At 53.0% G+C, this 12,438-nt stretch carries 13 protein-coding genes; 5 read left to right on the plus strand and 8 right to left on the minus strand.

All coding sequences use genetic code 11. The features are described 5' to 3' along the window. The first annotated feature begins 37 nt into the window (after positions 1-37). Both ACWKXT_RS03410 and ACWKXT_RS03415 read left to right on the plus strand, forming a co-directional pair. Positions 38-520, plus strand: coding sequence for a glutathione peroxidase (locus ACWKXT_RS03410; protein ID WP_454526913.1), 483 nt, complete (start codon positions 38-40; stop codon positions 518-520). A gap of 227 nt (positions 521-747) precedes the next feature. Beyond that, entirely contained in the window at positions 748-2,325 is a 1,578-nt protein-coding gene (locus ACWKXT_RS03415; protein ID WP_454531651.1) for an LA2681 family HEPN domain-containing protein, read from the plus strand. Between the two features lie 154 nt (positions 2,326-2,479). Here the strand turns inward: ACWKXT_RS03415 and ACWKXT_RS03420 are convergent, their stop codons facing one another. Further along, on the minus strand, positions 2,480-2,917 hold the full coding sequence (locus ACWKXT_RS03420) for a glyoxalase (protein ID WP_454526911.1): 438 nt from the start codon (positions 2,915-2,917) through the stop codon (positions 2,480-2,482). A gap of 12 nt (positions 2,918-2,929) precedes the next feature. On the opposite strand from ACWKXT_RS03420, the gene ACWKXT_RS03425 reads away from it, so the two are divergent. Further along, complete coding sequence (locus ACWKXT_RS03425; protein ID WP_454531652.1) at positions 2,930-3,268, plus strand: hypothetical protein; 339 nt, start codon at positions 2,930-2,932, stop codon at positions 3,266-3,268. A gap of 10 nt (positions 3,269-3,278) precedes the next feature. Beyond that, complete coding sequence (locus tag ACWKXT_RS03430; protein ID WP_454531653.1) at positions 3,279-4,205, plus strand: LysR substrate-binding domain-containing protein; 927 nt, start codon at positions 3,279-3,281, stop codon at positions 4,203-4,205. A 46-nt stretch (positions 4,206-4,251) separates the two neighbouring features. Here the strand turns inward: ACWKXT_RS03430 and ACWKXT_RS03435 are convergent, their stop codons facing one another. Beyond that, the gene (locus ACWKXT_RS03435) at positions 4,252-4,722 is read right to left on the minus strand and encodes a hypothetical protein (RefSeq protein WP_454531654.1); all 471 of its coding nucleotides are present in this window, start codon (positions 4,720-4,722) and stop codon (positions 4,252-4,254) included. A gap of 293 nt (positions 4,723-5,015) precedes the next feature. Between ACWKXT_RS03435 and ACWKXT_RS03440 the strand changes: the two genes are divergently transcribed. Beyond that, positions 5,016-5,492, plus strand: coding sequence for a WbuC family cupin fold metalloprotein (locus ACWKXT_RS03440; protein WP_454526908.1), 477 nt, complete (start codon positions 5,016-5,018; stop codon positions 5,490-5,492). A 51-nt stretch (positions 5,493-5,543) separates the two neighbouring features. Here the strand turns inward: ACWKXT_RS03440 and ACWKXT_RS03445 are convergent, their stop codons facing one another. The 6 genes from ACWKXT_RS03445 to ACWKXT_RS03470 form a co-directional block, all read right to left on the minus strand. Further along, positions 5,544-6,143 carry an NAD(P)H-dependent oxidoreductase gene (locus ACWKXT_RS03445; protein WP_454526907.1) on the minus strand — a complete coding sequence of 200 codons (600 nt, stop codon included), beginning with the start codon at positions 6,141-6,143 and terminating at the stop codon, positions 5,544-5,546. 74 nt (positions 6,144-6,217) lie between these two features. Next, on the minus strand, positions 6,218-6,811 hold the full coding sequence (locus ACWKXT_RS03450; protein WP_454531655.1) for a TetR/AcrR family transcriptional regulator: 594 nt from the start codon (positions 6,809-6,811) through the stop codon (positions 6,218-6,220). Positions 6,812-6,845: 34 nt separating this feature from the next. Then, complete coding sequence (locus ACWKXT_RS03455; RefSeq protein WP_454531656.1) at positions 6,846-9,935, minus strand: efflux RND transporter permease subunit; 3,090 nt, start codon at positions 9,933-9,935, stop codon at positions 6,846-6,848. After that, positions 9,932-11,041 carry an efflux RND transporter periplasmic adaptor subunit gene (locus ACWKXT_RS03460; RefSeq protein WP_454531657.1) on the minus strand — a complete coding sequence of 370 codons (1,110 nt, stop codon included), beginning with the start codon at positions 11,039-11,041 and terminating at the stop codon, positions 9,932-9,934. Before ACWKXT_RS03460 ends, ACWKXT_RS03455 begins: the two co-directional genes overlap by 4 nt. Before the next feature lie 75 nt (positions 11,042-11,116). Next, positions 11,117-11,731: a TetR/AcrR family transcriptional regulator gene (locus ACWKXT_RS03465; protein ID WP_454531658.1), complete on the minus strand. Its 615-nt coding sequence runs from the start codon at positions 11,729-11,731 to the stop codon at positions 11,117-11,119. 197 nt (positions 11,732-11,928) lie between these two features. Then, positions 11,929-12,396 (minus strand): nuclear transport factor 2 family protein, encoded by a 468-nt coding sequence (locus ACWKXT_RS03470; RefSeq protein WP_454531659.1) that lies wholly within the window; start codon positions 12,394-12,396, stop codon positions 11,929-11,931. Positions 12,397-12,438: the final 42 nt, after the last annotated feature.

Raw genomic sequence — 12,438 nt, forward strand, 5'->3', positions numbered from 1 at the left:
TCACCGTGACTTTTCGGCCTGCTTTGAGGATTTCACTATGACTCGCTTTTATCAGCTTTCCGCCACCAGCCTTGATGGCCGCCTTGTCTCACTGGCCGACTATGCGGGGAAGGTGGTTTTGGTCGTCAATACTGCCAGCCAGTGCGGCTTTACGCCCCAATATGCGGGGCTCGAAGCGCTATATAAGAAATACGCCGATCGGGGATTAGTAGTGCTGGGTTTCCCCTGCAACCAGTTCGGTAAACAGGAACCCGGCGACGCCGATGAAATCTCAACGACCTGTCACATTAACTACGGCGTGAGTTTCCCGATGTTCGGGAAGGTAGAGGTCAACGGCAGCGCGGCGCATCCGCTGTTTCGTTATCTGAAAAACGAATTGCCTGGCGTACTGGGAGGGCGGATCAAGTGGAACTTTACTAAGTTTCTGATCGGCCGCGACGGTAAACCCCTCAAGCGTTTTGCACCGATGACCACGCCAGAGAAAATGGAGGGGGCGATTGTGGAGGCTTTGGGGAGGTAGGGGGGTGGTATTGGAATCAGTCACTATTCTGGTACTTGCGAAATTCATGATGTCCGCTTTGTGTTAGAAGCGGAAGTTGTTAGTCCAATCTGCATAATTTTCATGAGAGCAGGTCAGGTATCGTGTGATTTTTGTGAAAATGGAAAATTTTGTCAGAGATGGCATGTTTTCTTTTGACCGCACTTTTATAATGATTGGTATTGCTGACTTAGCTTTAAGAGGATTGAATGGATATCAACTATGTAGTTTCAAAAATGAGGCATGTAAATGATCTTATTAATACGGGGTCATTTGATTCTGCCTATAAAAATGTTAAGGAGATATTGAATAATATAAACAATATAAATACCATCAATAAAAATAAACTAATAATATTATCTAATTTGGCTGGGAATCTTATTGATATCGGAAGTTTTAGTAGCGTAAAGACTATAGCGGAAGAAGGTTTGGAGATATTTATAAATAATAAAGATGACTTGCTGTCTATAATGAGAAAATCATCTTATTACTATAACGTGGCAAATGGGATGGGAGCAGTTCTTGAATTCAATTCTCATGGCGATGCAGATATTGCTACTTTCATTAAACTGAATGAAGTAAAAAATAATTACTGGAAATCGTTTAAATTCTCCCGAGAAGATGGTGGTATTCGTCCCGAGTTAATGGTTAATTTAGCCAATACATTAAAGAGGCAATATCGCATATCTGAATCAATGGATTATTATGAGCAAGCCATATTAATGGATAATTCAATTCCCCAAGCGTGGATCAATAGATCTGAAGCATTAGAATTACTTAATGAATTATCTACTACCTATACCTATAAAATGATCAAGGAAGTTATTCTAGGTTATGAGTGTGCAATAAAATCAGGGAAGTGTATTCCTTCATGGATTGCCACTTATCTAGGGAAAATAAAATACAACGAAGGTATATTGAGTGAGTTATGTTTAGATACCGCAGAGGATATAAATACAGATGAGAGACTCACACGGGAGGAGTATGATGCGTTATCTCACTATCAGAGGTTTTGTATAGATAATAAACTAATGCTGTCTGATCATTCTCTATATTGCAATTGTTACGCATCATCTAAAGATAATATAACTATTGCGACCACCGAAAAAGGTGTCTTTGGGGATTTTGTTGTACCAATGGAGATGGTATTAAACAGGCTTAAAGCCGAGTTCTCTTTAGCTAGAAAAATGTTATTCGAATATAAGATTGGCAGCGAGTTTTTTGATGAGGATTCTGAGGCGTGTTATTCTGAATTGTATAATGGTGAGGTTTTGTATGAAAATGTCGAGAAGTTAAGGGTGGCATTTAGATCATGCTTTGGTATCTTAGATAAAATCGCAGTTGCTTTATGTAAGTTGTTTGATTTAAAACCAGATAGAGGTCATATATACTTTCATAATTTCTGGCAGGTTCATGATGAGAAAAGAAAGATCAAAATAAACAAAATAAATAATAAAGGATTGCTCGGTTTGTTTAGTATTGCAATGGATTTGAATGATAAAAATGGTGAGCTTGCTTTTTTTAGAGATTGGAGAAATGATTTAGAGCATAAGTTATTAGTCATTCATGAAAAAGGCATGTTAGTGGATCTATATAATTCTTATGGTTTTTTTGATGAAGTGAAATTTATTGAGAAAGAAGAATTTGAGCAACATCTGTTACAACTTATGAAGATTGTAAAGTCAGCAGTTATCCTCTTTGTTTACACAATACGTATAGAGGGAAAAAGAAATATTCCTGATGATGTTTTGACAATTACAAACACTATCGAGAGAAAAATATTATAGTATATTTTATGGGCGATGGAATGGTGGTTATTTCTTTATGCGTTTTCTTAGCAATGAAATTTCTTGCTTAAACTTGAGTTATTACAGAGTAACTATGTCCGCTCTTCGCTCAAAGCGGACATCCCCACATAGAATCCAGGTCCTGCAAAAAATATCACCCCCGCAACCAGGGCGTAATCGTCAACCCCGTAAGCAAGCCTTCTGGACTGAGCAGGCGAGTGACGGTTTGCCCCCACGGTTCCATACGATTAGCCACCAGCAACCGATAGCCTTTCTCACTCAGAACTCGTGTAGCCGATTCCAGATCCTGTACCTCGTACTCAACCCATCCCTGCGGTATCGGGTGTTCTGCTGGCCACTGTTCTTCTCCAAAACAGGAGGTTGCCGCCTGCGCGAGCGGCCAGACGGCAAAATGCTTCACGCCTTCTAATTGGCCCTCTCCAGTGAGCAGATAATCACTATTCCCCTCCATCGGCTTCAGCGGCAGGCCGAGTGTCTGGATATAAAAGGCGATGCTGGATTCTGTACCGCGCGAAACAGGCCCGAACCCGGCGATAAACAAAACATCTACTCCCGGTAACGTCTGCGACATATCCACTCCGTAATGACCAAAAACCGTTCTGAATTTACCTTACGGCTGGCTGAAATACGACTCTCAATTCTGGTATCGCATTCACCGCGCCAGCTCGCTCACGACGGGGATCCGTATTGCCTTTCGCCCACGGAGCTGTATAAATCGTTGTTGCTGATCTCGGGGGCGATGACAACCGGCTCAACAATCTGTAAAAGCAGGGGTGCACTGCTCAAAAACGTACCGGATGTTAAACGCGCACAGCTTGAATCCATTCTCAGGGCGTTACTGCTGACGTTTCCCCCTGAAGAACTGAGTGACAAGCAGCTCAGTGCCGATAATAAAAATAACACCCTGATCGCACCTCACTGAAAGGAAAAGTATGTCTTTACCGCCACTGTACGCCCTGCGCGCGTTTGAAGTTGCTGCGCGGCTGAACTCCTTCAGCAAAGCAGCTGAAGTACTGAATATCACGCCGGGCGCAGTCAGCAGGCATGTCCGGACCCTTGAAATGTGGTTCGATTGCGAGCTGTTTAAACGGCAAGGGCCAAGAGTGGAGGTCAGTGAAGCCGGGCGTATTCTGGCCGGCCAGCTTAGCGAAAGCTTCTCGAATATTGAATGGGCCTGTCGCGCATTCCGCAGTGAAAATCATCTTCTGCGCCTTAAAGCGCCCAGCACCCTGACGATGCGATGGCTCCTGAACGTTCTCAAAACCTTTCGCGAGAACCATGCGAAACCGAAAATCGAAATCGCCAGCGTCTGGATGGACTTCGACACCGTTGACTTCAGCCGGGAGCCATACGACTGCGCTATCCTCCTCGGTAATGGCTATTTCGGCGAGTCAACGGAGAGCCGGTTGCTCTTCAGCGAATGGCTTATCCCGGTTTGTCCGCCGTCCTTGCTTGAGTCTGCCCGGCACCGGCTTCCTGAGTGCGATCTTATCCATCCCTCTCCCGACAGGCGGGACTGGAAGCGCTGGCTGAAAAGAACAGGACTTTTCCCCGGGCTCGACATGAGCGGCGGAATTGTGTTCGACACCCTTGAGCAGGGAAGCCTGGCCGCCATGCACGGTCACGGCGTGGCGATGGCCGATCTCCGGCTCACGCTGGAAGCACTGAAAAGCGGCCTGCTCGCGCTGCCCTTCAGGGAAGCGATAGCCACGGGGGACGGCTACTACCTCGTCTGGCCGAAAAACTCGCTCAGAAGACAGAGTATTGAACGTCTGCTGGCGTGGCTTAACCTGAATTCGCCGGTCGTTCCTTCTCTGGATATTGTCTGTCTTGAGTATAATGAAAAGCGGCTGTCTTAATTTAAACAGAATATTCCTTACGGGCTATCCTGCCTGTTTAATAAGTTTACGCGTAGGGGATATTCGCCATCTTCTTATATCTTTCCGGCAGGGCGCTATTCAGATTAAGTAATTTATCCAGAATATAAAGCGCAGGCGTTCCCTTTGCACGTTCTGCATCGATCAACGCAGCGCGTAACACATTGGCGGCCGAGGTCATTTTACGGAAGTAATCCTCTGTTTCCGGTGTCTGTACTTCACCGGACTCGGCGTAACGCACCCGGGGCCAGTCCGCGAAGTCAGGCTGGGGAAGGGGGCCATCGTCTTTTGGAATATGTGCTGAGAGTAACGCCTCGGCATTACCGGGAGCGCTCTGGGCAAATGAGAGCAGGTGCAGTCGATGAATAAATGGCGAAAGCGCTTCTGAACGATGATGTTCTGAGGAGAGTAAGGTAATTAGCGCAGGGATATGTTCATTAGCGGTGCTTTTTTCTGGTGACAGGGTTTTCATTAAATGGAATAAAACATCGAGTGTCATAGGTGCTCCATATCCGCACATTATTATTTATTGTTTTAACATCGCTATCTATTTTTGACAGCGGTATACCAGGGGTATATGGATGGTATTTCAATGTGGTTATGTTTGAAAAACGATAAATAGTTGGCATCAATGTGAGTTTTACTCAATGTAGCGCTTTGGGCTTCAATATTGCAGATCCTCTCACGGCAGCGTTTTGTTTCACAAACGCCATAGCTCATCGGCTTTTCAGGATGGTATAACGTCTTGCGGCAATCGGGTTGCCGTTTATCGCCAAATTCGCAAAGGCTTATATGAAACAAATCACCTTCAGTGACCTGCAGCTGCAAAGTGAGCAGGCCGCACAGTCCCCGCGCTTACGTGCGCATCGTAATTTACACCCTGACCTGAGCGACCCGGTGCAGCGCCTGGCTATCGCCATGGAGCCCGGCACCTATGTTCGTCCGCATCGTCACCCGCACACGTTTGAACTGCTGACGGCGCTGAGCGGTCGTTTTCTGGTATTGAATTTTGACGACAGCGGTAACGTGATCCGGCGCGTGGTGTTAGGTGAGGAGTGCAAAGTGCTGGAGATGGATGCTGGCACCTGGCATGCCGTGCTGTCGCTGGATATAGGCGGCGTCATTTTTGAGGTAAAACACGGGAGTTACCAGCCTGTTCCAGAGCACGATACCGCCCCATGGTCACCGGCTGAGAACGCGCCTGGTACTGCGGAGCTGATGAAATGGTACGCTCAGGCGCAGGTGGGCGACGGGGGTTTTACCCTGTAATTTTCCTGTAGTGAGCCCGGCGCGCTGAAAAGCGCGCCGGCACCGGATGGTTTACTGAATGTCGCCGAGACTTTGCAGGAACTCTTCAACCTGCTCAGGCGTAGCCGTATCTGCCTGGTAAAGGATCTCGAGCTTAACGTTCTTCAACCCGCAGAAGCCAAATACACCTTCGATTATCTGCGTCTGAATCGCCGTCGAATAGCCGTGTTTATCGAATCCGGCGAGATCGCTGCCGCCGGTGGCAAACAGGCGGACGGGAACGTCCCGTAAGTTGCCCACAATCCGGCCATCGTCGGCCACTTTATACGCCCAGTTCAGGGTTAATACGCGATCGAACCAGCCTTTCAGCAGTGCGGGGACCGACCACCAGTAAATGGGGAAGACAAACACCAGCATATCCGCTCGCTCGACGCGCTGCTGCTCACGCAGAATATCCGCAGGAAGCGCACTCGGATCGCCATGATATAAATCGAGATCGGGGCGAGAAAACGCCGGATTAAACCCTTCTGCATGAAGATCGGCGATCTCAACCTGCGTACCTTGCTCGCGTAATTTACCGGCAATGCGGGCGGCCAGCGTATGGGATAACGACGTGTCGACAGGGTGAGCCGTCACGATCAGCGCGTTGTTTATAGCATGTGTTGCAGACATAGTGACCTCGAAATGGGGGAGAACTGCCGCCTATATTACTATTGGTAACTTAGCTGTCAATCCGCCCCCAACGATCATTTTGTGCTATTCGCGTAGGTCTCCAGCACGCCGGTCATGGCGCCGCTGAGCATATTTTCCGCGACATTGCGGGCGAGCACGCCGTTGCCGGCGGCGGTACTGAGCGCGTCCGCCGCGCCAATGATGGCCGTCAGCGCCGCTTCTCCCTGAACACCTTTCAGCCCGATAAACGGGGAAAGCGCGGTGCGAAGGCAGTCGGCGCATTCGGCCACGCACGCCTCACGAAACGTCTGCAGCGCGCGGGAGCCGGACAGCGCCGCCGCAATCGGCCCCGTTTCAGGTCCGGCGGTAATGGCGCAGTCGATATAGGCGGCGCTGAAAAAGCGGATCGTCTTCTCCAGCGTTTTACTGTCTACCGCCAGCGTCTCGCGGAATTTCGCCAGCTGCCGATCGCTGTAGTCCTGGTAGAGCGCCATCAGCAGCCCCTCGCGATCGCCAAAGTGATCGTAGGGAATGGGCTTGGTCACGTTGGCCCGCTCCGCCAGGTAGCCCAGCGTCAGCGCCTCCGTGCCTTGCTGACGAACGATTCCGCGCGCGACTTCCAGCAGCTGCGCGCGGCGGTCCTCTTTTCTTAAACGCTTTACAACCATGCTTTCCTCGGGTCAGTTATCTACTTATGGTAGTTTACACGTTTTCCGTAGTGCGCTGCACGCGTTGTTCTTCAGGGAGGATCCTGAACCAGATCGCATACATGGCGGGCAGGAACACGAGCGTAATGATGGTTCCGCCTAACGTTCCGCCGATCAGCGTCCAGGCCAGCGTCCCCCAGAACACAGAATGCGTCAGGGGAATGAACGCCAGCACGGCCGCCAGGGCGGTGAGTAATACCGGTCTGGCCCGCTGAACCGTTGCCTCAACCACCGCCTGGAACGGATTGAGACCCTCTTTCTGGTTATGATCGATTTGCCCGATCAGGATCAGCGTATTGCGCATAAGTATGCCCGACAGGGCGATCAGCCCTACCAGCGCGTTGATGCCGAACGGCTGATTGAAAATCAGCAGGGTCGGCACCACGCCAATCAGCCCCAGCGGCGCGGTCAGAAACACCATCATCATGGCCGAGAGCGAGCGCACCTGCAGGATGATGATCAGCAGCGTCAGGGCAATCATGATCGGAAACAGCGGAATCATCGCCTGCGTGGCTTTGCCTGATTCCTCAATCGAGCCCGCCATTTCGATTCGGTAGCCAGCCGGCAGGGTATCGACTATCGGCTGGAGCTGCTTCATGATGGCAACGGATACGTCAGGTGGCTGCATACCGTCGGCGATATCCCCGCGCACGGTTATGGTTGGGGTGCGATCGCGGCGGCGCAGGATCGGATCTTCCATGCCGACCTCAATTTTGCCGATTTGAGACAGCGGAACGCGCTGTCCCGCAGTGCCGACAAGGGTGAAGCCCTCAATTTTCGCCGGATCGAGGCGGATGTCGCCCGCCGCGCGCCCGATCACCTCAACCGAGCGAATGTCTTCCCGCACGGCGGTGATCGGTACGCCTGACAGCAGGAACTGAAGCTGTTCGGCAACGGCGCTGGAGGTTAAGCCGGTCGCCTGCAAGCGGTTTTGATCGAGGGTGAAATGCAGTACCGGGACGCGACTTCCCCAGTCGGTATTGACGGTCCTCATCATCGGGCTTGCCTGGAGAACGGCCTTTACCTTATCTGCGATGTCATGCACCTGCGTGACGTCCGGCCCCGTCACGCGCCAGGCGACCGGGAAGGGGGAATAGGGCCCGAACACCAGCTGCGTCACCCGCACGCGCGCTTCGGGCGCCAGGCCGTTGGCAACCGCCTCCCGGAGCCGCAACTTCAGCGCCTCGCGCGACGTCTCGCTGTCCGTCAGGATCACGATTTTCGCAAATGACGGGTCCGGCAGCTCGGGGGCCATAGCGAGATAAAAGCGTGGTGAGCCCTGTCCAATATAGGCCGTGACGATGTTGGCTTCGGGCTGTTTGCTCAGCCACGACTCGATCTTCCCGGCAGCGGCGCTGGTCTGCGCAATCGAGGTGCCGTAGGGCATCTGCACTTCAACCAGCACTTCCGGGCGATCGGAGGTCGGGAAGAACTGTTTTTTGACCAGCCCCATGCCCACCACGGCCAGAAGGAAAAGGGCGACCACCGATCCCGCCACCCGCCATTTACGGGCAATAACGCGGGCAAGCAACAGGCGGAAACGGTTATAGCGCGGCGTGCTGTAAATGGCGGCGTGGCCACCTTCCACTTTGGCAATCTCCGGTAGGATCTTCACCCCCAGATACGGCGTGAAGACCACGGCGACAAACCACGAGGCAATCAGCGCGAGGCCGACTACCCAGAACATATTGCTGGTGTACTCCCCGGCGGTCGACTGGGCAAAACCGTTAGGCATAAAGCCAATGGCCGTGACCAGCGTACCGGCCAGCATCGGCGCGGCGGTATGGCTCCAGGCGTAGGCGGAGGCTTTGACCCGGTCGTAACCTTCCTCCATTTTCACCACCATCATTTCGATGGCGATAATGGCGTCATCGACCAGCAGGCCAAGGGCGAGGATCAGCGACCCGAGCGTGACGCGGTCAAAGTTTATTCCTGCGGCCTCCATCACCACGAAAACCACCGCCAGCGTCAGCGGCACGGCCGCCGCAACCACTACCCCCACGCGCCAGCCCATGCTGACGAAACAGACCACCATCACCACCAGCAGGGCGACGAAGAACTTGATCATGAACTCATCAACCGACGAGCGAATATTGACGGACTGGTCGGTGACTTTAGTCAGGGCCATGCCAAGCGGCAGACTGTCGTTGATTTTTGCCGTTTCCGCATCCAGCGCCTTACCCAGCGCCAGTCCGTTCCAGCCTTCGCGCATCACGATCCCCAGCAGAAGGGCGGGTTCATGCTGATTACGGATCAGCATGGTGGGGGGATCTTCATAGCCGCGTTCAACCGTTGCTACATCGGACAGCCGGAGCGTTTTGCCCTGGACAACAAAGGGCGTATCGCGGATCTTCTGCAGTTCATCAAACGCGCCGTCGAGGCGGATAAAAATCTGCGCGCCTCGGGTCTCAATGGAACCTGCCGCGGCTAACGCGTTCTGGCTGTTAAGCGCAGTGAAAATATCCTGCGGAGAAAGCCCCATCGTTGCCAGCCGGTCATGTGAAAAAGAGATATAAATCCGCTCGGCCTGTTCGCCGATAATGTTCACTTTCTTCACGCCGGGAACGTGCAGAAGCTGCTGGCGTAGCTCTTCGGCATCACGCACCAGCTGGCGCTGCGGTTCGCCTTTTGCCTTCAGGGTAAAGAGGGCAAAGGTCACATCCGAAAATTCGTCATTGATCATCGGGCCAATAACGCCCGACGGGAGATGTTGGGATTCGTCTCCAAGCTTTTTGCGCGCCTGATAGAACTCCTCCTGCACCTCCGCAGGCGGCGTTTTGTCCTGTAATGACAACGTGATAAACGCCATGCCGGGACGGGTATAGGTTTCCGTCCGGTCATACCATTTCAGCTCCTGAAGCCGCTTTTCCAGCGGCTCGGCAACCTGATCCTGGATCTCCTGCGCGGTGGCGCCCGGCCAGACGGTTATCACCGTCATTTGCTTCACCGTGAAGGGGGGATCTTCCGCACGACCGAGCCCAAAGAAGGCGTAGATTCCGGCAAGGGTAACCAGAACGATGAGAAACAGCGTGACGGAACGCTCGCGCACGGCCAGCGCCGAGAGGTTGAAGCGATTACCGCTCATGGCACGTTCTCCGCCAGGGTGTCGCTGCGCTGGGCGGCAAGCCTGACGACTTCACCTTCATGCAGAAGATGCGTGCCTAAGGCAACAATCTTCTCACCAGGCTTCACGCCGCCCGTGACCTGCGCCGCATCTTCACCCACGCTCAGCACCCTGACGGGGGTCCAGGCGACCTTTGCAGGCTGAGCGGAAATGCGCCAGACGCCAGGACCTTTGCCTGCATCGTAGAGGGAAGCCAGCGGAACCTGCATAACCTGGCCTTCTGCTCTATTGTCCTGAACGTTCAGCGTGACGGTTGCCCCCAGCGGCGCATTCGCCAGCTGGCCATCCAGCACGTATCGTGCTTCATAGGTGCGGGTGGCGGCATCGGCTGAGTCAGACAGCAGGCGCAGCGTGGCGGTGACCGGGTGCGCTTCATTGCCGTAAAGTGTCGCCTGCGCTTCACTGCCGACGGCAGGGCGTAACGTCTCCGGAAGCTGTACCAGTGCTTCGCGCTGTCCCGCCCTGGCAAGCCGGATCACGACCTGTCCTGCACTGACGACCTGGCCCGGTTCGGCGAGCGTCTCCATCACCACGCCGTCAGAATCAGCCAGCAGGGCGGCATACCCCGTGGCGTTTTGCGCCACGTTTGCCTGCGCGCGGGCAGCGCTAAGCTCCGCTCTGGCGGTATCCGCCGCTGCTTTGATTTGGTCATACTCGGATGCGGACACCGCGCCGGTGGCAACCAGGCCACGGTAGCGCGCCTCGTCGCTGGACGCTTTTCGCGCACGCGCCTGGGCCGCATCCACCGTGCGCTGCTGTGCCTGCGCCTGCAGTTTCAGGTCAACCGGATCCAGGCGCAGCAAAGGCTGACCCTGTTTGACGCTCTGCCCGGTATCGACCAGGCGCTCAAGAATTTTTCCCTGAACCCTGAAGCCCAGATCGCTCTGCGTTCTGGCAACGACAACGCCTGAAAAGGCGCGCGCGCTGCCGCTTGCAAGCTCGACGGAGGCAGATCTGACAAGCGGTGGCTGCGTGCGCGGATCGTTACTCGCGGAGATATCGCCGCATGCCGCGAGGGCAAACGGCAGAAGACAAACGGCAAGGCGGGCTGAATTAAGCCTGAGCATGGGAAACCCTTATCGAGGTAACAGAATAGTTTCCGCATTCTCTGACTAGTGACCAATAATGTCAATGGTCACAAATCAGGGGGCAAGGCTTCTTAAAATCAGTGAGGAGAGCAGTACCGCAGCCGTGGGAGCCATTTCGAGGTTGTACTGCAGCTGAACGGGATTGATGTAAGGGCACATCACCATATAGACAGCAGTGGTGACCTCATCCAGCGGCGTTTTTCGTTCGAACTCGCCGGCCTGCCTGCCTGCGATAATGATGCTCTCGATCAACTTCATCAGGCTTTCAGTATACTTTTGGGTTGAAGGCCACTGCTCCTGCGCGGCGACGGCGGCAATGTCATAGAGCTTGCGATCGTGGAAAAACAGTTCACTTCCCGCTTCGGTGAGGGCTTTGAAAAGACGGCGTAATTTTTCGCTTGCCGATGGCGCATCATCAATGGCGGACAGCACTGCCGCCATAATCAACTCCAGACGGTTAGCGCAGATCACTTCTCCAATAGCCTGCTTGGATTCAAAAAACTTATAAATATAGGATTTTGAAAAACCAATGGATTTTGCCAGTTCGGCAACGGTGGTTTTTTCATAGCCGTAATGGCCGAAGTGCTCAAATGCCGCTTCGACGATTTGCTCTCTGACAGAATGGTCAAGTGGACCACGTGTTGATGGGGTATTCATATTTTTAGTCATTATTTAAGCTTAGCGTGACAGGCATCGAATGACAACGAGTGACCAATTCGTAATTTGGTTACAGCGGCGATCGTCATAACGCATTAAGACGGGCGATCGGCCAGGTGGGGTAAGTGTATCACTGTTTAGGGCGTTAATGCTTTTTAAGCCAGTCGTAAAAAAACTGGCTTAAAAGCAGCATTCTGCAGTCCGGTACCCTATAACCCCAGATCGCTCAACGACGGGTGATCGTCCGGGCGTCTGCCCAGCGGCCAGTGGAACAGACGCTCAGATGCTTTGATCGGCATATCGTTTACACAGGCGAAACGGCGCTTCATTAATCCGTCCGGTTCGAACTCCCAGTTTTCATTGCCGTAAGAGCGGAACCAGTTACCTGAATCATCATGCCATTCATAGGCATAGCGCACAGCGATCCGGTTTTCTGTGAACGCCCAGAGCTCTTTAATCAGACGGTAATCCAGCTCTTTTTTCCATTTCCGTGCCAGAAACGCCTGCGCCTCTTCCCGGTTAGTGGCGAATTCTGCACGGTTGCGCCATTGGGTATCCAGCGTATAGGCCAGCGCGACTTTCTCCGGGTCGCGGCTGTTCCAGCCGTCTTCTGCCAGCCTGACCTTTTCGATGGCGCTTTCGCGCGTGAACGGCGGTAAAGGAGGGCGTGTATTCATTGCGGTTACCTCAGCGTAGGGTGATGTAGACAGGTCTGTCTA

This window comes from Enterobacter sp. UPMP701 (assembly GCF_053709515.1).